We start from the raw sequence: 22,013 nt of genomic DNA, 5'->3' as shown, positions 1-22,013 counted from the left end.
GTCCCTAGAGGTCCTCGCCCTTCAACGCCTCCTCCTCCAGGAGGCGTTCGGCGATGTCCGTGGCCCACGCGCGGGTCCAGTGGCGGAGGGTCGCGAGGGTTTCGTCGGCCAGGTTCTGGGCCGTGAAGTCGCGGTCGCCCAGGAGTTCCGTGCTCTCCAGGCGGGACTGGAGTTCGGCCAGGTCGAAGGCGTCCCAGGCGTGGCGGCGGCCCCGTTCCTCCAGGTCCGGGTAGCTCCAGTGGGACGCGAGCGCGTACACGTCGGACAGGTCGCGGGCCGTGCCGCGGTCGGCCACCGCGCGGACCTTGGTGCCGATGAGGTCCTCAAGGGAGAGGGCCGGGCCGAGGTCGGTCGGGGCCGGCGGGCGCCAGAGGGTTTCCTTGACGACGTCGACCGCTCGTTCCGTGTCCGTCGACGGGTCGGTGACCAGGAGGCGGGTGGCGAGGGGGTCCGTTTCCCGGGTGTGGACCCGCCAGCCGCGTTCCGTCAGGCCTTGGCCGATCTCGGCGGCGATGCGGTCCATCGGTTCCGGGCTCTGCGTCGCCGTCTCCACGACGATCCGGGGGTCCGTCAGCCGTCCCGTCGCCATGCCGTGCGCCTCGACCGCGCAGTCGCCCGCGAGCAGGAGCGGGAACCGGGTGCCGACGTCGAGGACGTCGGCCGGGAGCCGGGACGGGGGGTGCTCGGAGGGCGGCTGTCCGAAGGAGGGGGGCCCGAGGGGCGGGGGCGGCGGGGGGATCATGGTGGTCCCGATTATTGCCCCCGCCGTCCCGGGCGGCGCGGCGTCTACTCCGACTCGCCGCCGAAGCGCTCCTTGTACTCGGCCAGGTCGTCGTCCGTGAGCTTGGCGAACAGCACCGGCGGGACCGTGAAGGGCGTGCCGGCGGGGACGGCCGTCAGGGCCCGCGCCTCGTCCGGGGACACCCAGCTCGCCGTGTCGTCCGGCAGGGTGAAGGCCGACCGCATCGCCGCCGACGACGACGGAATGAACGGCTCCGACACCACCGCGTACAGGTGGATGAGGTTCATCGCCGTCCGCAGGGTGAGGGCGGCGGCGTCCTTGTCGGTCTTGATCTCCAGCCAGGGGGCCTTCTCCTCCAGGTAGGAGTTGCCCGCCGACCACAGGGCGCGCAGCGCGGCGGCCGCCTTGCGGAACTGGAGGGCCTCCATCTGGGCCTCGTACTCCGCGAGGAGCCCGGCGATCTCCTCGCCGAGCCGCGTCTCCGCCTCGCCGGGCTCGCCGCCCGCCGGGACCTCCTCGCCGAAGCGCTTCTTCGAGAAGGACAGGACGCGGTTGACGAAGTTGCCGAGGGTGTCGGCCAGGTCCTTGTTCACCGTGGCGGTGAAGTGCTCCCACGTGAAGGAGGAGTCGTCGGACTCGGGGGCGTTGGCGATGAGGAAGTAGCGCCAGTAGTCCGCCGGGAGGATCTCCAGGGCCTGGTCGGTGAAGACGCCGCGCTTCTGCGAGGTGGAGAACTTTCCGCCGTAGTACGTCAGCCAGTTGAAGGCCTTGACGTAGTCGACCTTCTTCCACGGCTCGCGCACGCCGAGTTCGGTGGCCGGGAACATCACCGTGTGGAACGGGACGTTGTCCTTCGCCATGAACTCCGTGTAGCGGACGGTGTCGTCGGCCTCGTACCACCAGGACTTCCAGTCCCGGGTCTCGCCGGCGGGTGCCGCGTCCGCCCACTCCTTCGTCGCGCCGATGTACTCGATCGGCGCGTCGAACCACACGTAGAAGACCTTGCCCTCGGCCGCCAGGTCGGGCCAGGTGTCGGCCGGGACGGGGACGCCCCAGTCCAGGTCGCGGGTGATCGCGCGGTCGTGCAGGCCCTCGTTCAGCCACTTGCGGGCGATGGAGGCGGCCAGGTGCGGCCACTCCTGCTCGTGGGCGGCGACCCACGCCTCGACCTCGTGCTGGAGCTTGGACTGGAGGAGGAAGAGGTGCTTGGTCTCCCGCACCTCCAGGTCCGTGGAGCCGGAGATCGCCGAACGCGGGTCGATCAGGTCCGTGGGGTCGAGGACGCGGGTGCAGTTCTCGCACTGGTCGCCGCGGGCCTTGTCGTAGCCGCAGTGCGGGCAGGTGCCCTCGACGTAGCGGTCCGGGAGGAAGCGGCCGTCGGCCGGGCTGTACACCTGGCGGATGGCGCGCTCTTCGATGAAGCCGTTCTCGTTGAGCTTGCGGGCGAAGTGCTGGGTGATCTCGACGTTCTGCGGGGAGGAGCTGCGGCCGAAGTAGTCGAAGGCCAGCGCGAAGCCGTCGTAGACCGCCTTCTGCGCGTCGTGCGCCTGCGCGCAGAACTCGTCCACGGGCAGGCCCCGCTCCTTCGCGGCCAGCTCGGCGGGGGTGCCGTGCTCGTCCGTCGCGCAGATGTACAGGACCTCGTGGCCGCGCCGGCGGAGGTAGCGGGAGTACACGTCCGCCGGGAGCATGGACCCCACCATGTTGCCCAGGTGCTTGATCCCGTTGATGTACGGAAGGGCGCTGGTGATGAGGTGTCGAGCCATCGCGGGCTGCTCCCAAGTCGCTGCACGGGGTGACGATCTCGTGGTGATGGGTCGGCTACGAGGTCGTCTACGAACCTTGAAATCGTAGCCGCCGGGAGTGGGCCGCCCGTCCGCCGGTTCCTCCGCGGGTGGACGGGCGCGGCCCGGGGGAACGTCAGGTGGCCGGATCCTGCTCGGCGAAGAGGTCTTCGGCGCGTTCGACGGTGACGGAGCGGTCGAGCCAGGTGTTGAGGGTGTCGATGTCGGCGCACGCGGTGATGCGGTCGCGCACGGCGTCGGAGACGGGCAGTCCGCGCGCTTCGAGGACACGCAGGAGGCCCTTGGCCTCGCCCTCAGTCAGACCCTGTTCCTTGCCTTCCAGGTACTTCTCCTCGAAGAGGGTGCGGTGGCCCGGGAAGTGGGTGACGACGTTCTGCATCAGCTTCCTCCAGTTTTCCTTGTTCGGAGTGGACTCCAGACCGACTTCCACCACCTCGAACCAGTACTTGGTGATGTCCGGTTCGAAGGACACGAGTCCGCGGGCGACGGTTTCCAGTATGGCGGCAGCCCTCGGGCTGTCGCTGTGGACAAGCGCGGAGAGTGCCGCCAGAGCCGGCTGCTGGGCGACGACGGTCTCGTCGGTGACTTCCGGGACGGTCTGCGGTCCCAGGACGAACGGGCGGGTGACCTGGGTGGACCAGGGGCCCACGGTGCAGTCGAAGGGGCCTGCTGCCCAGGTGGCCGTGGACCGGTCCCGGCAGACGACTACGAGCAGCACGGGCATGTCGTACTTGGCGCGCAGATAGGCGACGTAATACGACCAGCTCTTGGCCTTGTCCGGGTCCTTCTTCGTCTGGGACTCGACCGCCAGGACGAAGCTCTCGCCCATCTCGGGCTCGAATTTGAGCACTGTGTCTGCCCGGCGTTCGACCGGCCGGATCTCGGTGACATCGGGAGAGAGCTCGTGAAAGTCCGGCTTCGCGGGCGGCGGCAGTCCCAGTGCCTCGAAGACGGGTGTGAGGGCTTCCGGGTGGTCCTGGAAGAGACGGTGGGATGCCTCGTGCGTGGAGGTGACCATGTGGCAAACGTGGCTGGTCACAGGACTGCGCGGGGCGAGTTTGCGGCGCGCTCACTCGTTCGAGTGGCGAGTGAACGTTCATCCCGTGGTGGCACGCCATGGGCCGCCCGCGTTCGCGAGCGGCCCATGGACGGAGGGAACGCGGACGTCAGACAGCCGGCTTCTCCTCGAGGCGGGGGAAGAGGACCGCGCCCTTGGTGATCGTCGCGCCTGCGGGGAGTCGGCCCCAGCGCGCGGCCTCCTGCACCGTCTGGTCTGCCAGGGCGCCCAGGGCGGGTTCCGCTCCGAGGGAGTCCCACAGCTTGGCCGACGTGTCCGGCATGACCGGGTTCAGCAGAACCGCCACGGCGCGCAGCGACTCCGCTGCCGTGTAGAGGATCGTCGCCAGGCGGGCGCGCCCTTCGGGCGAGTCGTCCTTGGCGACCTTCCAGGGCTCCTGCTCGGTGATGTAGCCGTTGACCTGCTTGATGAAGTCGAAGACCGCCAGGATGCCGCCCTGGAAGTCCAGTTCCTCACCGATCTTCCGGTCGGCTTCGGTGGCCGCCTTCACCAGGCCCTCCTGGACAGCCCGCTCCGCGGCGCCGTCCGCCTCGGACGCCGGCAGCTCGCCCCCGAAGTACTTGCCGACCATCGCGGCGACACGGGACGCGAGATTGCCGTAGTCGTTCGCCAGCTCGCTGGTGTAGCGGGCGGAGAAGTCCTCCCAGGAGAACGAGCCGTCCTGACCGAAGGCGATCGCGCGCAGGAAGTACCAGCGGTACGCGTCGACGCCGAAGTGGGAGGTCAGGTCCTGCGGCTTGATGCCGGTCAGGTTCGACTTCGACATCTTCTCGCCGCCGACCATCAGCCAGCCGTTGGCCGCGATCTTCCCCGGCAGCGGCAGGCCCTGCGCCATCAGCATCGCGGGCCAGATCACCGCGTGGAAGCGGAGGATGTCCTTGCCGACCAGGTGGACGTTCGCCGGGAAGGTCGCGTCGAACTTCTCCTGGTTCTCGTTGTAGCCGACCGCCGTCGCGTAGTTCAGCAGCGCGTCGACCCACACGTAGATGACGTGCTTGTCGTCCCACGGGACCGGCACGCCCCAGTCGAACGTGGAGCGTGAGATGGACAGGTCCTGAAGGCCCTGGCGGACGAAGTTCACGACCTCGTTGCGCGCGGACTCGGGCTGGATGAAGTCCGGGTTCGCCTCGTAGTGGGCGAGCAGCCGGTCGGTGTATTCGCTGAGCTTGAAGAAGTAGTTCTCCTCGCTGAGGATCTCCACCGGCCTCTTGTGGATCGGGCACACCTTCTGGCCCGCGTACTCGCCCTCGCCGTCGAGCAGATCACCGGGGAGCTTGTACTCCTCGCAGCCCACGCAGTACGGGCCCTCGTAGCCGCCCTTGTAGATCTCGCCCTTGTCGTACAGGTCCTGCACGAACTCCTGGACGCGGTCGGTGTGGCGCTTCTGCGTGGTGCGGATGAAGTCGTCGTTCGCGATCTCCAGGTGCTCCCAGAGGGGCTTCCACGCCTCCTCGACGAGCTTGTCGCACCAAGCCTGCGGGGTCACTCCGTTCGCATCGGCGGTGCGCATGATCTTCTGACCGTGCTCGTCCGTGCCGGTGAGATACCACACCTTCTCGCCTCGCTGACGGTGCCAGCGTGTGAGCACGTCCCCTGCGACGGTCGTGTAGGCGTGGCCCAGGTGAGGAGCGTCGTTGACGTAATAGATGGGGGTGGAGACGTAGAACGCGTTCCCACCCTGCTTCTCGGATCCAGTGGCCGCCATGGTCGAAATCCTACTGGCGGTGCGGGGACCGGCTCACATGCGTTTCGGGTGGCGGAACGGGGCGGGACGGGACGGGGGCGGGGCGACGGGAGACGACGGGAACGGGACGGGGTGGGGGTACGGGCAGGGGGAGGGACCGGGCGTGGTCCCTCCCCCTGCTGCGCGGAGACGCGGTGGTGCTACGGGCGCCAGTTCGCCAGGACGGCCTCGTAGAGCTCGGTGTCGGTGAGTTCGAGGGGGGTCTCGCCGGCGAGGAAGTACGCCGTGTTCGGGGTCTTCAGCTTGCGGAGGTAGTCGAAGGCCTTGTTGTCCGGGGCGCCGAAGGCGACGAAGGAGAAGAAGACGCCGGGGTGGTTCTTCGCCGCGTCCGTGAGGGCCTGGGTGGCCGGGGTCTTGGCGTCGGGGGCGCCGTCCGTCTGGAAGATCACCAGGGCGGGGGTGTCGGGGGCGGTCTTGCCGTGCGTGGCGAGGACCTCCTCGACGGCGACGTGGTAGCTGGTGCGGCCCATGCGGCCGAGCTGCGCGTGCAGGGTGTCGATCTTGTTCTCGTGGTCGTCGAGGGTGAGCTCGCCGGTGCCGTCCACTTCCGTGGAGAAGAAGGTGACGTGGACCTTGGCCTCGGGGGCCTCGGGGTCGAGGTGGGCGGCGAGGGCGAGGGTCTGCTCGGCGAGGGCCTGGGCGGAGCCGTCCTTGTAGTACGGGCGCATGGACGCGGAGCGGTCGAGGACGAGGTAGACCTTGGCGCGGGTGCCGGTGAGGTTGTGGGCGGCGAGGGCGGTGGCGGCGGCGGTGTAGGCGGTGGCGAGGGTGGCCGGGACGCGTGCGCCGGCTGCGGCGGGGGTGGGCTCGGCCTCGGCTTCGCCTTCGGCCGTGTCGTCGTTCCCACCCGCACCACCCGTGCGGGTCTCGTCGTCGGGTGCGGGTGGCCCCTGCGGGGCGTCCTCGCCGTCGGCGGCTGCGGGCCGGGGGTCGGCGGCCTCCGGCTCGGCTACCGCCTTCGCCTCGGCTTCCGCGTCCGCCTCCGGCTTGGCCTCGGCCTCCGGTTCCGCGTCCGGCTTCGCGTCCGCGTCCGGCCCGGAGTTCGCTTCGGGCTTGGCCTCGGCTTCCGGCTGGGGAGCGGGCTCCGGTTGCTTCTCCGTCTCGCGCTTCGCTTCCGGCTCCGCGACGGCAGCGGCAGGCTCGGCTTCCGGCTCCGGGGTCGCCTCCGGCTCGGGGGCCTCTTCCGCAGCCTGGGGCACTGCTGCCGCCTGGGCCTCGTCCGCCTCTGCGGGCGACTCGGCCCCCGGAGTTTCCTCGGCGGCCGGGGCCGCCTCGGCCTGGGCCTCGTCGGCTGCGGGCGTCGTCTCGGGCTCGGATGCTTCCTCCGTCGCCGGGGCCTCGCCCGCCTGCGACGACTCCACGCGCGGCTCCTCGGCCTGCGAAGTTTCCTCCACAGCGGTCTCGACCGCCGGCGTCGGGTCGACCGCCGGCGCCTCATCGGCCACCGCAGTCTCATCGGCCACCGCAGTCTCGTTGGCCACCGAGGCCTCGTCGGCGACTGAGGCCTCGTCGGCCACCGGGGCCTGGTCCGCCACGGATGCCTCCGTCACCGGAGCCTCGGTCGCAGGCGTTTCAGCCGTCCGCGTCTCCGCCTCCGGCTCCGGGGTGCGGGTCGGTGGGACTCGGGGGGTGTCCGCCGGCTTGGTCGGGGACGGGACCGTGACGTTGTCGAAGGCCGCCGCCACCAGGTCGTGGCCCGCCGGGCTGGACGTGGACTGGGACGGGACCTTCGGTTCCGGAGACGTGGCGTCCGGGGACGTGGCGTCCGGGGCCCTGGTCTCCGAGGGCTTGGTCTCCGAGGGCTTGGCCCCGGGAGACTCGGCCGAAGGTGCCGTCGGCTCCGTCGTCGTGGGTGTCGGCTCCGAGGGTGTCGCCTCCGGCGCAGCACCCTCCGTCTCGGCGGTCCGTGCTTTGCGTGACCGACCGAACGCGTTCCGCAGGAGAGTGAGAATGCCCATGTGCGCAACCCTTCGCGTGAGTTGATGCCCGTCAATCCCTGGCCAGGACGGACACGTAAGGTTAGCGGCCCCCGGCGGTGATCTTCGGCTGGGTATGAAGTCCGGACGGACGGTCTGTCAAGGGGCGGTATTCGGCCTTCGTCGGTGACACGCGCCCGACCCGCCAAGTGGGCTTTGGATGGGACTGGTTCACCCTCCGTTCACCTCGCCGCCCGGCTGCCGCACAAATGTGCCCCTACGGTCGCGCTGACACCAAGGAATCCCAGGGGAGTACAGAGTGCGCAAGCTGCTGCCGTTGATCGGAACGCCGTCCGGTTCTCATCCCGGCGGCCGGTCCGCCATGACCTGTCGTTTCCGGTGTGGTGACGCCTGCTTCCACGAGGTGCCCAACACCAGCGACAACGAGTACGTCGGCGACGTCATCGCCGGTGCCCTCAGCCGCCGCGCGATGATGCGTGCCGCCGCCGTCGTCACGGTCGCCGCCGCCGGTGCCGGCGCGGCCGGTGTCGCCGCCGCCCCGCAGGCGTCCGCCGCGCCCGGCGCTCCCGCCGACGCCGCCGCGACCACGTTCCGCGGTGAGCGCGGCGCCCGCGGCCTGCGCTTCGCGCCCGTCGCGCCGAACACCACGGACGCCGTCGTGGTGCCCGAGGGCTACGGCCAGAACGTCGTGATCCGCTGGGGCGAGCCGATCCTGCGCGGCGCGCCCGCCTTCGACCCGGAGAAGCAGACCGCGAAGGCCCAGCAGGGCCAGTTCGGCTACAACGTCGACTTCCTCGCGCTGCTGCCGCTGCACGGCGAGCGGAACCGCCAGCTCCTCGTCGCGAACCACGAGTACACCGACGAGGTGCTCATGTTCCGCGGCTACGACCCCGAGAACCCGACCCGCGAGCAGGTCGAGATCGCCTGGGCCGCGCACGGCCTGTCCGCCGTGGTCGTGGAGGAGGACCGCAGGACCGGCAAGCTGACCGCCGTTCCGCGCCACTCCCTCAACCGCCGGGTCACCGCGACGTCCGAGTTCCGCCTGACGGGCCCGGCCGCCGGTTCCGACCTGCTGAAGACCTCCGCCGACCCGACCGGCACCAAGGTGCTCGGCACCCTGAACAACTGCTCCGGCGGCACCACCCCGTGGGGCACCACGCTGCACGGCGAGGAGAACTTCAACCAGTACTTCGCCAACAGCGGCCGCGCCACCGACAAGCGCTACGGCATCGGGACCGGCCCGACCGAGCGCAAGTGGGAGCGTTTCGACAAGCGCTTCGACGTCGCCCAGGAGCCGAACGAGGTGCACCGGTTCGGCTACGTCGTCGAGCTCGACCCGTACGACCCGACGTCCACGCCCCGCAAGCACACCGCCCTCGGCCGCTTCAAGCACGAGGCCGCGACCGTCCGCCTCACCGACGACGGCCGTCCGGTCGTGTACTCCGGCGACGACGAGCGGTTCGACTACTTCTACAAGTTCGTCAGCAGCAAGCGGATGCGCAAGGGCAACTCGCGTGCCGTGCGCGAGCACAACCTGTCGCTGCTCGACGAGGGCACCCTGTACGTCGCCAAGCTGACCGGCGACTCCCCCGCCACCGACATCGACGGCTCGGGCAAGCTGCCCGCCGACGGCGAGTTCGACGGCAGCGGCGAGTGGATCCCGCTGGCCACCGCCACCGCCGACGGCGCCGTCTCGCACGTCGAGGGCATGACCGCCGACGAGGTGTTCGTCTTCACGCGGATCGCCGGTGACAAGGTCGGCGCCACGAAGATGGACCGCCCCGAGGACATCGAGCCGAGCCCGGTCACCGGCAAGGTCTACGTCGCGCTCACCAACAACTCCAACCGCGGCAAGACCGGCTACGCGCCCGCCGACGAGGCCAACCCGCGCAACAGCAACAAGCACGGCCACGTCCTGGAGCTCACCGAGCGCTGGAACCGCGCCGACGCCACCCGGTTCGCCTGGTCGCTGTTCCTGGTGGCCGGCGACCCGGCCGACCCGGCGACGTACTTCGCGGGCTTCCCGAAGGACAAGGTCAGCCCGATCTCCTGCCCGGACAACGTGGCGTTCGACCCGTACGGCAACCTGTGGATCTCCACCGACGGCGCGCAGCTCGGCTCGCACGACGGCCTGTTCGGTGTCGCCACGCGCGGCCCGCGGCGCGGTGAGCTGAAGCAGTTCCTGACCGTGCCGGCCGGCGCCGAGACCTGCGGCCCGATCATCCAGGACCGCCGCGTCGTGGTCGCCGTGCAGCACCCGGGCGAGATCGACGGCGCGTCCGTCGAGGAGCCCAAGAGCACCTGGCCCGACGGTCCGGGCAGCTACGTCCGCCCGGCCGTCGTCACCGTGTGGCGCGCGGACGGCGAGGACATCGGCGTCTGAGCCGATCCGGAAGGATCCGAGCCGATTCAGAAGGATCCCTGCGGGAGGGCTGGGACCGGTGGCCGCTTGCCGTCGCGTTCCAGCCACTCCCGGTAGGCCGGTGCCTGCCGCGCCGCCTCCTCGTACGACTCCTCCAGCGCGGGCAGGACGCCGTCCAGTTCCGTGTCCGTACGGGCCGCGAGCAGCAGGCGCACGCCCAGCGGGTCGCCGCGCAGGCGGCGTACGGCCATGTCGGCGCGGGGCCGGCAGGTCGGCTGGCAGACGGTGACGACCTCGCCGGTCGCGACGAGTGCCGACGCCGTGTGGTAGTCGCCGAACAGCACGGGCGGGTTGACGCCCGCGGCGCGGAACATGCGGCGCACGGCGTCCCACTCGCCGTCGACGCTCGGGTCGATCATCCAGCGGTCCGTCGCCAGGTCGGCCACGTCGACCACCGGCTTCGCGGTCGCCGGATGGTCGGCGGGCAGCGACACGAACTGCGGCTCGCGTTCGACGAGCACGCGCACCCGCAGCTCCCCGGGCACCCGCAGCGGGCTGCCCTCGACCTCGTGCACGAAGGCGACGTCGAGCTGGCCGTCGGCGACCATCCGCAGCAGGGTGTTCGCGGACACGTCCATGTGCAGCGAGGGCTCCTGGCCCTGGGCGCGCAGTCCGCGCAGCCAGCCCGCGAGCGCCTTGCTGGCCGTCGAGCCGACGCGCGGTCCGGGTCCGCCCGCGGCGGCGGCCCGCGCCTCGGTCACCAGGGAGCGCAGCTCGGCGACCAGCGGCCGGGCGCGGCTCAGCACCAGGCGCCCGAGCTGGGTGGGGCGGCAGCCGGTGCGGGTGCGCAGGAACAGCGGGCCGCCGAGCTCCTGCTCGATGCGGCGCAGCTGTGTGCTCAACGACGGCTGTGCCACGCCGAGTTGGCGGGCGGCGCGGTGCAGACTGCCGGTGTCGGCGATGGCGCACAGCGCCCGGAGGTGCCTCACCTCGAGCTCCATGGCGTCGGAGCGTAAAGCGGAATCCGGCGTTTCACCAGACGCCCAAATGCCTGCTGACAGCGGCGAATCGGGTGATCGGGGGTCAGGTGATAGGGCCGTGTTATCGCCGATTGCCATCATCACAGCGGCCGTGCGGGCACCGAGACTCGGCGTGACGACGACTCACCCCCCACCTAGGAGTCCTCGATGCGCATGCGCATGTCCACGTCCCTGTCCGTCCGCACTGCCGCGGTCACGCTGAGCCTGGCGGCCGTCGGCCTCGGCGGGGCGGTCCCCGCGTCGGCGGCCCCGGCCCACGTCGGGTACACCGGCACGTCCGCGGAGGCCGCCGCCAACGAGGCGTTCTTCCAGGCCGTCCTGAAGTCGGTCGCCGAGAAGCGCGCGGCGAACCCCAAGAGCACGGCGGCGGTCACCGTCGTCTACGACGCGTCCCGCGCGCCCACGTTCAGCGCGCAGATAGCCCGCAGCACCCAGATCTGGAACAGCTCGGTGTCCAACGTGAAGCTCCAGGCCGGTTCGTCCGGCGCCGACTTCAGCTACCGCGAGGGCAACGACCCGCGCGGCTCGTACGCCTCCACCGACGGGCACGGCAGCGGCTACATCTTCCTCGACTACCGGCAGAACCAGCAGTACGACTCCACCCGCGTCACCGCCCACGAGACCGGTCACGTGCTCGGGCTGCCCGACCACTACGAGGGCCCGTGCAGCGAGCTGATGTCGGGCGGCGGCCCCGGCACGTCCTGCACGAACGCGATCCCGAACGCCGCCGAGCGGTCCCGGGTGGACCAGCTGTGGGCGAACGGCTTCGCGGCGGCGCTCGACAAGGCGCTGGACAAGAGCGCCCGGTAACACCGCCCGGTACCACCGCTTCTCCCATGTCCCGGCCGTGACAGCGGCGTCCCCGAGGGGGCGCCGCTGTCCGCGCGTTCACGTCCCGTCGTGCAGCGTGAGATCGACGACGACCGTGCGGTGGTCGGTGTCCGCGAGGTCGAGGAAACGGGCCCGGTCCGCGGTGAAGCCGGGCGAGACCAGTACGTGGTCGATCTGGACCCCGAGCGCCGGGGCCGTGCGGGACGGCCAGGTCGGAGTGCGGTCGGCGCCCGCCAGCCGGGCCGCGTCGCGCAGCCCGGTGTCGAGGATGCGGCGGAACGCGGCGTGGTCCTGGGAGGCGTTGAAGTCACCGGCGAGGATCAGGGGCGTGCCCCGGCCGTCGGCGGCGACGTCACGGAGCGCGTCGAGTTCCGCGCGCCACACCTCGGTCTGGCCGGGCAACGGCGGCATGGGATGCGCGAGTTGGAGCCGTACGGCGTGCCCGCGCACGTCGGCGACCGCGCCCGGCATGCCCATGGTGCCGGGGACGTCCGGGGCGGCCGTCAGCGGGAAGCGGCTGAGGACGACCGAGCCCCGGGAGCCGCCGCCCTCGACGGCACGCCGGTGCGGGTGGCTGCCGGCGAGCTCGCGGTGCAGTGTCGCGTCGCAGGTGTACTCGCACTCGGAGACGAACACGAGGTCGGGCTCCTCGCGCCGCACCGCGTCGACGAGCGCGCCGGTGCCCTGGCCGAACTCCACGTTGGAGGCCATCACGCGCAGGTCGGCGACGGCGGGTCCCGCCGGTGTGCCCGTCTTCCCGTACGGCTCGACGAACCAGGCGAGCAGACCGAGCAGGGCGACGCCCCACACGGCGCCGGGCCACCAGCGCGCGAGCAGCGTCAGCAGCAGGCCGAGGCCGGTCGGCACCAGCAGCCAGGGCAGGAAGGCCAGGAGCTGGACGACGGGGGTGGTGGCGTCGGTGTCGGCGGCGCGGCAGCCCACGACGATGCTGACGGCGGCGAAGAGGAGGGCGGCGAGCACGGCGGGGGCGCGTCCGCGGGAGGTGCCGCCGCCGTCCATGTGCCGTCCTCTCGCCGTGCCCGCGGTGTGGTCCGGGGGAGGACGGCGCGACCCCTGTCACCCGCTCCCGGGTCACCCCGTGGCCCGACTGTCCGTGGCTCGGCGGCTGCCGGGCGACCGTCCTTCGGGCCGTGTCCCCCTGCCCTCAAGGACGAGCCGCGCGCGTCGATGGTTGCCGGGCCGCCCCGCCCCGGCCGTGTCTCCCCGTCAGCCACGACACCGCCGCCACCGCCAGGCCCAGGGCGATCAGCAGCCACGACGCCGTGCGCAGCGTCGTCGTGAGGGCGTCGTAGACCGCGCCGGCCGCCGGGCGGTGGAGTTCGTCGCGCAGGTCGGCGACCGTGAGGCGGCGGCCGATCGCGACGGCCACGGCGAGCAGGGCGCCGCCCAGCGCCGTGCCGAGGCCGGTGGCGGTGACCGCGCGGCGGCGGCACGCGGCGACGGCGATCCCGGCGAGGGCGAAGACGACCGCACCGAGCGGCAGCCAGAACGCGGCGACGTCCAGCACGTGGTACCCCTTCCGCAGCCGGTCCACCTCGTCGGCCGGCAGCACCGGGACCGCGGTGTGCTCGACCGGGATGCGCCGCGCCAGCGGCGCGTGCCCGGCCGCCAGTCGGGCCTTGACGCGGGCGGTGACGGGCGCCAGGTCGACGGTGACGGCGCGGCCGGCCGCGCGGTCGTCGCGCAGGGCGCGCAGCACGGCGTCGTGCACGGCCCGGTTCGTGGCGTCCCACGCCGTGCGGTAGGTCTCCGTGCCGGTGAAGGAGCGCACCGCGTCGTGCACGAACGGGGCGACCGCGCCACGCGCCGGGCCGACGTCGACCTCGGCGAGGATGCCGTCGCCGAGGGTGTCCGCGACCGCGCCGCGCACGTGCGGGTCGGAGGCCAGCGGCGCCATCGTGGCGACGTACCGTCCCGTGTCGGCCAGCCCGTACGCCGCCCACGCCGCGAGCGCGCCGAGCGGCGCGAGCAGGCAGGCGAGCGCGATCAGCGCGGCCGACAGCGCGTCACGGACGCGCGGGCCGCGCGGGAGGCGGGAGGAACGCAGGCGCACCTCTTCAGGCAACGCGCCGGCGGCGGGCGCGGCGACCGGAAGGCGTGCAGATGGGCGCATCGCCGGGCCGGACAGACGGCGGCCCCCCGTGCCGTGCCGTCAGGTGACGCGGCGGCCCTCCGCGTCCTCGCGCGTGTAGTAGCGGTAGAAGAGCACCGCGAAGACGCCCGCCGCGACGGGCAGCGCCAGCCCTGTCGAGCGCAGGGGGGACGAACCGGTCTGGCTGATCAGGAAGCCGATGGCGGCGCCGGCGAACGACGCCCAGAGCAGCGCGTGCGGTTCGCGTTTCATGCGCGCGGCGAGGGCCCGCACCGCGATCCAGAGCGCCATGAAGACGAACGCCGTCACGAAGCCGAACAGCAGGTTCCAGCCCGTGACGGGCCCGCCGCCGCGCCGGTTGGCCGCGGCCCAGTAGCCGTAGACCAGCCCGAGCAGCAGGGGCAGTGCCCACTTCGCGGCCGTGTGCACGCGCGCGCCGAAGATGTCGGTCGGGGCGGCCGTGCCGCCCTTCCTCCTCATCCCGCGTGACGCGGGAGCGGCGTGAGCCATGAGAGCTCTCCTCTCTCCTCGCCCCCGCCTCCCAGCGGACACCTGCCGCGCGCCCCTGGCAAGTCGGCGGCGGAGACGGGCCGGACGGAGGCGGAGGAGGACGGGGGACGCAAGGCGGGACGGGAGGCCGGAGCGGATGCGGGACGTGCCGGTGCGTGTTTCGCTGGGGCCGTGAGCGACGGCGGCGGCGGCCAGGGCCTGCGCGACCGGTACGCGCGGGCCGGGCGCCGGGACGCGGTACGGCCGCAGTCGCTGCTCAGGGTGCGCGGCCGCAGCGTGGCCTGGGTGCCGCCCCTGCTGCTGCTCGTGCTGATCATCGCCGTCGACGCCAACACCCCGGGCACCTTCCGGATCGTCACCTGGATCGTGCTGGTGCCCGGTACCGCCGCCGCGATCTGCCGGGTGTGGACGACGGCCGCGTTCGCGCTGCTGGCGGTGGCGAGCTACATCGTGGTGGACGGCGCCTGGCCGGGCCAGTACCGGGCGGGCACGGCCGACTTCGTGCTTGTCGCGCTCGGCGGCGCCCTCGCCACGCTGGCCTGCGCGGTGCGGCTGCGGGGCGAGCGGCGCATGATCCACATGCGGGACATCGCCGACACCACGCGCCGTACCGTGCTGCGCCCGATGCCGGAGGGCTGGGGCGGTCTGGAGCACGCGGCGGTGTATCTCGCCGCGGACACCGACGCCCGCGTCGGCGGCGACTTCTACGACATCCAGCCGGGCCCGCACGGCACGCGCGTCCTCGTCGGCGACGTGCAGGGCAAGGGCCTGGGCGCGGTGGAGGCGGCGGCCGCGCTGCTCGGCACGTTCCGGGAGGCCGGGTATCACGAGCCGTGCATCGCGACGGTCGCCGAGCGCCTGGAGACCCGCATGCAGCACCACCGGCAGCACCTCAAGGCGCTCGGCCGGCGCGACGTGGAGCGGTTCGCCACGGCCGTGCTGCTCGGCTTCCCGGCGGACGAGACCGGCCGCGTGGAGGTCGTCGTGTTCGGCCACGAACCCCCGCTCGCGGTCCGCGCCGACGGGGTGCGGTCCCTGCCGGGCGGCGACGCGCTGCCGATCGGTCTCACCGAACTCGGCCCGACCGTGCCGCCCGTGCACCGCGTGACCGTCGCCCCGGACGAGACGCTGCTGCTGTTCACCGACGGCGTGACCGAGGCCCGGGACCGCGACGACGTGTTCTACCCGCTTCAGGAGGAGGTCGCGAAGGCCGTCGCCGCCGACCCGGGGGTGGCCGACCCGCACCGCCTGGTGGCGCTGGTCCGCGACGGCACGCTGCGGCACACACGGGGTCACCTCGCCGACGACACCACGGTGTTCGCGGTGCGCAGGCTGCCGCGCGAACTCCCCGAACGAGGACGTTTGCAGGCCTGAGGCACTGCTTTGCACCCGCAGCGGTTACGGTGCTGCCGTACGTGATCGGCGGGGACCGGCAGGTCGACAGGGGCCGACGGGGCCGACAGGTCAACAGGACCGACTTGGACCGACAGGGATCGACAGGGGGAGCAGACGATGCCCGGAACCGTGCTGCTGCTCGCGGCCTCGCCGGTGGGCCGGGGGCGGCTGGTGGACGCCGCGTCCGTGCTGCCCGTCCTCGCGGCCGTGCCGCCGGCCGTGCTGTCCGGCGCGGACACCGCGAACGTCGTCGAACTGGCCGACCCGCTGGAGCCGCAGGCCGTGCTGACCCGGCTGCGCGCCGCCGCCGCTGCCCCCGGCCCGCTCACCGTCTACGTCACCGGCCAGCTCCAGCTCGACCGCCGCCAGCGGCTGCCCCACCTCGCGCTGGCCCGCACCACCCCGGCGACCGTCCGCTACACCGCGCTGCCCTGGCACTGGGTCCGCGAGGAGCTGCGGCTGCGCCCGGCGGGCACGACGACGCTGCTGCTCGATCTGCACGCGGACGCGGAGAGCTGGGAGTGGCTGCGGGCGCATCCGCTGGACTGCGGCCGGAACAACGCCGTCTACGGCCGGGTCGCGCCGCCCCGGTCCCGGCGCGCGGTGGCGCAGCCCGCGTACATGAAGGCCGTGGCGACGATCCTGCGCAGCGGGTTCCGGCCGCCGCTGGACCAGCTGCACCAGCAGGTTCTCGCCCGTACGGCGCCCGAGAGCGCGGGTGCCGACCTGGTGCTGACGACGCCCGGCCCGGCGCCGGGCGACCCGCACGACGCGATCAGCGCCGCCGTGCGCGCCGGCCGGCACGCCGACGCCGACGCGCTCGCCGCCCGGCACGAGCAGGCCGCCCTGACCGCGCACGGGCCCGGGTCCGAGGAGGCGCTGCACTGGGCCGAGGTCCGGGCGGACCTCGCGATGTTCGCCGGGGACGCGGCGCGCAGCTGCCGCACCTGGATGGCGATCGCGGCGGCGCGGCTCGCGGCCGGCCAGGTGCCGGACGCGCCCGCCGTGGAGTCGGCCGTGGACCGGGCGCACCACCAGTGGGGCCAGGTCAGGGACGCGGCGACGGCCCGGCGGCTGGGCGAGGAGCTCGCCGGTCTGCGCGGCCGGGTCCCCGGGCGGCGCGAGGGCGCCCTCGACCACGTGCGGCGCCAGCTGAGCCAGCTCCAGACCCAGGACTGACGCCCGGGGTCCGACGGCGGCGGTGACACGGCAGGGCGTCGGCGTACAGGTGTCCGGTCACTCGTACGGCGGCGTTCGCCGAGGTCCGGGCGGCGAACCGCTGATATCCACTTAGGAGGGGGAAGCCGTCACCGACCGAAGGAAGGGCCGCCCATGGCCACCACCCTTGCCATCGACTTCACCCAGGGCCTCAACGACGCCTGGTCGAAGATCGCCACGTTCGTGCCGAAGCTGATCGGCTTCCTGGTCGTCCTGGTCATCGGCTGGTTCATCGCCAAGATGATCACCAAGGTCCTGGACCGGGTGATGCGCAAGGTCGGCTCCGAGCGTCTGTCGGAGCGGGCCGGAACCGCGCGCATGCTGCAGAACTCCAAGTACGACCTGACCGGCATCATCGCGAAGATCGTCTACTTCGCCCTGATGCTGATCGTGGTCCAGCTGGCCCTGGGCGTCTTCGGCCCGAACCCGGTCAGCTCGATGATCAACGACATCGTCGCCTGGCTGCCGCGCGGCATCGTCGCCGTCGTCCTCGTCGTGGTCGCCATGGCCATCGCGAACATGGTCCGCTCGATCGTCCAGGGCGCGCTGTCGTCCGCGTCGTACGGCAAGACCGTCGCGACCGGCGTGTGGGCCGCGATCGTGGCCCTCGGTGTGATCGCCGCCCTCGGCCAGGCCGGCATCGCGGAGAACGTCGTCCAGTCGCTGCTGGTCGCGGCGCTCGCCACGGTGGCGGGCATCCTGATCGTCGGCGTCGGCGGCGGCATGATCACGCCGATGCGGCAGCGCATGGAGCGGATGCTGTCGGCCGCGGAGGAGGAGACGGGCCGCCGCAAGGGCAGCATGGCCGCCTACCAGGCGGGCCGGGAGGACGCGATGCGTCAGCCGGCCGGCGAGCGGACCGAGTCCGGCCGCCGCGGTGCCACCGAGATGCGCGGCGGGACGGACCGCCCGTCGGACATGTGACGGAACACCGCCGACGGGCCGAGGGGAGCGGCCTGCCGGCGGTTCCGTGTGTGCGGGGGTGTTCCCGGCGTTCCCGGTTCGCTGCGGGGAGGTGCGTGCGGGACGTTCCGCGCGCGGGCCGTCGGCTCAGGCGATGTCGTCGGCGGTGCTGCGGCTGTCGCCGTCCTCGTCACCGGCGCCGGTCCCGGCGAGCAGGCCGTGCTGCCGGGCGAGCCAGCTGATCGCGGTCAGGCGGCACACGGCGTAGTCGTGGCCCACGGGCTCGCGCCAGTCGATCTCGTCGAGGGCGTCGAGGAAGCCCAGGGCGTAGTCGGTGAGGTCCTCGCGGTGCGGCGGCGGCGGGACCAGCCCCGGGTGGTTGGCCGCCAGGCGGTCCCGTATCTCGGCCACGTGCTGGTCCACGGCGGCCGTGAAGGCAGGCTCGAACGCGAACTCCGCGAAGCGGGGCCCGTACGTGCTGCTGATCTTGGCCAAGAGGGACATGCGTTCCACCGTAAGACGGCCCCGGGGGAGCGAAGTACCGGGTTTGCCATGATTTACATCACGAGCGACGTGCCTCACCCGCGTACTGTGTCGCGTGCTGCGCGGGTTCCGTCGCCCTGGCCGGGCCGGTGTTCGCGGCCAGGATCAAGGTCACCGCCGCCACGACGGCCGCGACGACGCCCCGGGCGTACCGATCGGTGATGCGTGTGCGTTCCAGCACGGCGACCTCGCAACAACAACGCGTCAAGCACGTTTAATACGCGGTTTAACCTAGGGGCTGTCGAAGCCGGACGGCAAGAGACGCAGGGGGAGTTGGCCAGTGGGGGACCGTGACGACCCGGTGACGATCGGGCGCAGGGTGCTGCGCCTGCGCACCGAACGCGGCCTGACACAGCGGCAGTTGGCGGAACCCGCGTACACGCCCGCCTACATCTCCACCCTGGAGTCCGGCCGGGTGCGCCCCTCCGACCAGGCGCTGCGGCATCTCGCCGACCGGCTCGGCGTCACCTACGACGAGCTGGTCACCGGGCGTTCCGCGCGCACCGCAACCGAGCTGCGGCTGCGGCTGACCGAGGCGCAGCGCACGCTGGCCGCCGGCGAGGCCGAGGAGGCCGCCGCGCAGTACGCCGTGCTGCTCGCCGAGGCCGAGGAGCAGGAGCTGGCCGAGGAGCAGGCGGCCGCGCTGCTCGGGCTCGGCGAGTGCGCCCTGGACACCGGGGAGCTGGAGAGCGGCCGGGAGCACTTCGAGCGGGCCGAGCGGGCCCTCGCCGAGGCGCCCCTCCCGGCCCGCGTACCGGCCCTGCGCGGGCGGGCCGTCGCGCACTACCTCGCCGGTGAACTGCGCTACTGCGTCTACCTGCTGGAGACCGCCCTCGACGAGCTCAACCGCGCCGAACTGCACGACCCCGACGCGCTGTTGCTGCTGTACGCCAGCATCATCGGGCCGTACATGGACATGGGCGCCCACGCGCGCGCCGCGCAGGCCGCCGAGTTCGCCCTCGCCCTCGCGCCGCGGGCCGGCGACCCCGCGCTGGTCGCCCGCATGCACCGGTCCGTGGCCCGCACCCTGCTCGCCGAGGGCCGGCTCGCCGAGGCCGACGCCTCCCTCGCCCGGGCCGCCGAGCTGTACCGCACGCTCCAGCTGCGCACCGAACTCGCCAACTGCCACTGGATGCGCGGATACGTCTACGCGCAGAACGGCCGGCTCGAACGGGCCGAGGAGGAACTGCGCGCGGCCCGGGCGATGCTGGCCGCCACCCGCGCCGCCCTCTACACCAGCCAGGTCGCCGTCGAACTGGCCGACGTCCTGCACCGGCGCGGCAAGTCCGAGGAGGCCGCGGGGCTGCTGCGCGACGTGCTCGGCGACCTCTCCCCCGAGCGCGGCGCCGTCCACGCGGCCGCCGCCCACCGGCTGCTCGGCATCATCGCCGAGGACGCCCGCGACACCGACACCGCCGAGGAGCACTACGTCCGCGCCCTCAGCCTGCTGGAGCGGGCCGGCGCCGCAGGTGACCTGGCCGACCTGTGCCGGCTGCTCGGCGACCTGCTGCGCCGCACGGGCCGCGTCGAGGCCGCGCTGGACGCGTACCGGACGGGGCTCGGACACCGTACGGCGCCGGGGACGACGACCCTCGGGCCGGCACCGGCGCAGCCGCCGCTGTGAATCCGTGCGCGTCCCGGTCGGTCGCGCGGGGCGTTTCGCTCCAGGGTGCTCGGGTAGTCGGCCCTCGTTCCGTACCGGGGGGTGTCCGGCCGGGAACCGGTCGATGTCGCACAGACCGCGTGAGTGAAGGAGGCGGTAGCCGTGCCGAGGGACGACCGCCACGGCGCCCCCGGCGACGACCCCGGTCCGCACGGTGCTCGGGGTGGCTACGACCCGGGACCGCACGGCGCGGATCCGGAGCTGGACCAGGACCGGGCGCGCGCCGCCGACCTGATCGCTTCGACCCTGCGGGGCGCCGCACCCGGTGAGGTGCCGGAGCGCCTGTGCGCCGTCGCGGTGGCGTTGCTGCCGGTGAGCGGCGCGAGCGTGTCGTTGCGCGGCGGGGGCATGCCGGCGCAGCTCAGCGCGAGCAGCCCGCGGGCCGCGCACCTCGCCGACGTGCAGGCCACGCTCGGGGACGGCCCCTGCCAGCGGGTTCTGGAGATGGGCGCGCCGGTCTTCGCCCGTGACCTGAGCACGGGCGGCGACGCGGATCGCTGGCCGGTCTTCGCGGAGGCGGCCACGGCGGCCGGGGTGCGGGCGGTGTACGCGCTGCCGCTCGGCTTCGGGGACGCGTGCGTGGGCACGCTCGACCTGTACCGCGAGACGCCCGGTGAGCTCACCGGGCGGCAGCGGCGCACCGCGGAGATCGTGGCCGGGGCGATGACGGTGGCGCTGATGGCGTTGCAGCGCGGCGGGGAGCCCGAGGCGGAGGGCGGCCGCTGGCTGAACGGCCTGGCCACCGACCACGACGAGGTCCACCACGCCGTCGGCATGATCATGGCCCAGCTCGGGGTCGGCGCCGAGGACGCCCTGGCCCGCCTGCGCGGTGACGCCTTCGCGCAGGGCCGCACGGCCCTGGACGTGGCGCGGGACGTGGTGGCACGCCGCAAGAGGTTCGAGCGGGACTGAGGTGCTCGGGACGCTCGGAACTCCCGGGACCGAGTCCTCCGCGAGCGCGTTCTGTTCGCGGAGGGGTGCGCGCGGGCTCAGACCAGCGCCCTCCCCTGGTTCCTGACCTCTGTCAGGCGTCGCGCCCCGAGTTCGGCGACCGCGCGGGTGATGTCGGAGACGACGTCGCCGAGGCCGCCGTGGGTGAGGCCGACCGCGGCCTCGCCGACCCGGACCGCGGCGGCCTCCAGCGTGAGGACCGCCGGCCGGCCGTCGGCGGTCGTGCCGGTCAGCGTCAGTCGCAGGCCCCGGCGGGCGTCGCCCGCCCCCGGCAGCGGCACCTCCGTGACCCGCGCCTCGGCCGCGCCGCCCCGCTCGGACGTGACCGTGAACCGCTCGCACTTCTCCGGCAGCGTCGTCATCCAGTCCAGCGTGCGGTCCAGGTCCGCCGCGCGATGGGCGGTGACCTGGTAGCGGAGCTGCGCGTCGGTGTCCACGTCGTCCAGGGCGACGACCGCGCGCGGCCCGCCCGGCGCGCCGAACAGGTCGTCGGTGTAGAGCGCGTCGAGGAGGCGCCGGCAGTCGGCGTCGCCGGTGGTGCCCTTGAGCAGCCCGTCCCGCCAGGTCGCGACGCCGCGCGTGGGCACCCACGGCCCGCCCAGGTCGGCCTCCGTGACCAGCGCGGCCCGCGCCTGCGCCTCGGTGAGCACGGGCGGCGCGGCCGGCGTCGCGGGAGCCGCCGGGGGCTGCTCGGCGGCCGGGGACGCGGGGGAGGCCGGTGACCTGGGCGCGGCCCGTGACGGATCGGGCCCGCCGGCCGAGCATCCGAGCGCGCTCAGCAGCACGGCCGCCGACAGGGCCGAGGCGACGAGCACACGAGCGGCCGGGGAACGGGTCATCGACTGCCTCCACTGCTTCCAGGGCCTGAACGGCTCGCACGGGTTGAACGGGCGTCCAAGATCGGTACGCCCTTACACGGCACCACCGGCCCCGCCCGCCCACCAGCGAGCCGGGCCGTCCGGGTGAGGGGGACGCGCGCGGGCGGGCGTGGCGACGAAAGGCAGGTGCGGCGGGGCGGCGGCACGGGCGGGCGCGGCGGGGCCGCCGGAAAATCAGTCGGCACGTCCCGTCGGCGCGCGCTACCGTCGGCCGTATGCAGCGCGCCCACCCGTCTCGCACGACGACGCCGGAGAGTGTCCCGGCGCGCTGACAGCTGACCTGAGTCCGAAGCCCCGGGG

General features: G+C 73.1%; 18 protein-coding genes. 7 read left to right on the top strand and 11 right to left on the bottom strand.

Features of this window, described 5'->3' with window-relative positions; genetic code table 11:
- Positions 1-4 precede the first annotated feature (4 nt).
- From ACZ7D7_RS20360 to ACZ7D7_RS20340, 5 genes are all read right to left on the bottom strand, one after another.
- Positions 5-742 (bottom strand): nucleotidyl transferase AbiEii/AbiGii toxin family protein, encoded by a 738-nt coding sequence (locus ACZ7D7_RS20360; protein ID WP_470825926.1) that lies wholly within the window; start codon positions 740-742, stop codon positions 5-7.
- A 44-nt stretch (positions 743-786) separates the two neighbouring features.
- Positions 787-2,508, bottom strand: a complete 1,722-nt coding sequence (metG, locus tag ACZ7D7_RS20355; protein WP_470825925.1) for a methionine--tRNA ligase — start codon at positions 2,506-2,508, stop codon at positions 787-789.
- A 154-nt stretch (positions 2,509-2,662) separates the two neighbouring features.
- The gene (locus ACZ7D7_RS20350) at positions 2,663-3,565 is read right to left on the bottom strand and encodes an RpnC/YadD family protein (protein WP_470825924.1); all 903 of its coding nucleotides are present in this window, start codon (positions 3,563-3,565) and stop codon (positions 2,663-2,665) included.
- A gap of 148 nt (positions 3,566-3,713) precedes the next feature.
- Entirely contained in the window at positions 3,714-5,330 is a 1,617-nt protein-coding gene (gene metG / locus ACZ7D7_RS20345; protein ID WP_470825923.1) for a methionine--tRNA ligase, read from the bottom strand.
- A gap of 179 nt (positions 5,331-5,509) precedes the next feature.
- Positions 5,510-6,904 (bottom strand): VWA domain-containing protein, encoded by a 1,395-nt coding sequence (locus tag ACZ7D7_RS20340; RefSeq protein WP_470825922.1) that lies wholly within the window; start codon positions 6,902-6,904, stop codon positions 5,510-5,512.
- 700 nt (positions 6,905-7,604) lie between these two features.
- Here ACZ7D7_RS20340 and ACZ7D7_RS20335 point away from each other — a divergent pair.
- On the top strand, positions 7,605-9,689 hold the full coding sequence (locus tag ACZ7D7_RS20335; RefSeq protein ID WP_470825921.1) for a PhoX family protein: 2,085 nt from the start codon (positions 7,605-7,607) through the stop codon (positions 9,687-9,689).
- A gap of 26 nt (positions 9,690-9,715) precedes the next feature.
- Here ACZ7D7_RS20335 and ACZ7D7_RS20330 read toward each other — a convergent pair whose 3' ends face one another.
- A complete protein-coding gene (locus tag ACZ7D7_RS20330) occupies positions 9,716-10,669 on the bottom strand; it encodes a LysR family transcriptional regulator (protein WP_470825920.1) in 954 nt (317 codons plus the stop codon).
- A gap of 192 nt (positions 10,670-10,861) precedes the next feature.
- On the opposite strand from ACZ7D7_RS20330, the gene snpA reads away from it, so the two are divergent.
- The gene (gene snpA, locus ACZ7D7_RS20325) at positions 10,862-11,518 is read left to right on the top strand and encodes a snapalysin (protein WP_470826218.1); all 657 of its coding nucleotides are present in this window, start codon (positions 10,862-10,864) and stop codon (positions 11,516-11,518) included.
- 78 nt (positions 11,519-11,596) lie between these two features.
- Here snpA and ACZ7D7_RS20320 read toward each other — a convergent pair whose 3' ends face one another.
- The 3 genes from ACZ7D7_RS20320 to ACZ7D7_RS20310 all read right to left on the bottom strand — a co-directional run bounded on the left by ACZ7D7_RS20320 (position 11,597) and on the right by ACZ7D7_RS20310 (position 14,162).
- Positions 11,597-12,559: an endonuclease/exonuclease/phosphatase family protein gene (locus ACZ7D7_RS20320; protein ID WP_470825919.1), complete on the bottom strand. Its 963-nt coding sequence runs from the start codon at positions 12,557-12,559 to the stop codon at positions 11,597-11,599.
- Between the two features lie 145 nt (positions 12,560-12,704).
- The gene (locus tag ACZ7D7_RS20315) at positions 12,705-13,613 is read right to left on the bottom strand and encodes a hypothetical protein (protein WP_470825918.1); all 909 of its coding nucleotides are present in this window, start codon (positions 13,611-13,613) and stop codon (positions 12,705-12,707) included.
- 99 nt (positions 13,614-13,712) lie between these two features.
- Positions 13,713-14,162: a hypothetical protein gene (locus ACZ7D7_RS20310; protein WP_470825917.1), complete on the bottom strand. Its 450-nt coding sequence runs from the start codon at positions 14,160-14,162 to the stop codon at positions 13,713-13,715.
- 171 nt (positions 14,163-14,333) lie between these two features.
- On the opposite strand from ACZ7D7_RS20310, the gene ACZ7D7_RS20305 reads away from it, so the two are divergent.
- The 3 genes from ACZ7D7_RS20305 (at position 14,334) to ACZ7D7_RS20295 (ending at position 17,699) form a co-directional block, all read left to right on the top strand.
- Positions 14,334-15,536: a PP2C family protein-serine/threonine phosphatase gene (locus tag ACZ7D7_RS20305; RefSeq protein ID WP_470825916.1), complete on the top strand. Its 1,203-nt coding sequence runs from the start codon at positions 14,334-14,336 to the stop codon at positions 15,534-15,536.
- Between the two features lie 138 nt (positions 15,537-15,674).
- The gene (locus ACZ7D7_RS20300) at positions 15,675-16,736 is read left to right on the top strand and encodes a hypothetical protein (RefSeq protein ID WP_470825915.1); all 1,062 of its coding nucleotides are present in this window, start codon (positions 15,675-15,677) and stop codon (positions 16,734-16,736) included.
- Between the two features lie 153 nt (positions 16,737-16,889).
- On the top strand, positions 16,890-17,699 hold the full coding sequence (locus ACZ7D7_RS20295; RefSeq protein ID WP_470825914.1) for a membrane protein: 810 nt from the start codon (positions 16,890-16,892) through the stop codon (positions 17,697-17,699).
- Positions 17,700-17,825: 126 nt separating this feature from the next.
- On the opposite strand, the gene ACZ7D7_RS20290 is transcribed toward ACZ7D7_RS20295, so the two are convergent.
- Entirely contained in the window at positions 17,826-18,182 is a 357-nt protein-coding gene (locus tag ACZ7D7_RS20290) for a DUF6401 family natural product biosynthesis protein (protein ID WP_470825913.1), read from the bottom strand.
- A 319-nt stretch (positions 18,183-18,501) separates the two neighbouring features.
- On the opposite strand from ACZ7D7_RS20290, the gene ACZ7D7_RS20285 reads away from it, so the two are divergent.
- A complete protein-coding gene (locus ACZ7D7_RS20285) occupies positions 18,502-19,845 on the top strand; it encodes a helix-turn-helix domain-containing protein (protein ID WP_470825912.1) in 1,344 nt (447 codons plus the stop codon).
- A gap of 141 nt (positions 19,846-19,986) precedes the next feature.
- On the top strand, positions 19,987-20,796 hold the full coding sequence (locus ACZ7D7_RS20280; RefSeq protein ID WP_470825910.1) for a GAF and ANTAR domain-containing protein: 810 nt from the start codon (positions 19,987-19,989) through the stop codon (positions 20,794-20,796).
- Positions 20,797-20,873: 77 nt separating this feature from the next.
- Here ACZ7D7_RS20280 and ACZ7D7_RS20275 read toward each other — a convergent pair whose 3' ends face one another.
- Positions 20,874-21,674, bottom strand: coding sequence for a hypothetical protein (locus ACZ7D7_RS20275; RefSeq protein ID WP_470825909.1), 801 nt, complete (start codon positions 21,672-21,674; stop codon positions 20,874-20,876).
- Between the last annotated feature and the right edge of the window lie 339 nt (positions 21,675-22,013).

This window comes from Streptomyces sp. NPDC037054, assembly GCF_055606745.1.
Note: the sequence above shows the minus strand (reverse complement) of the source record. Positions and strands in the feature narration are given on the sequence as shown.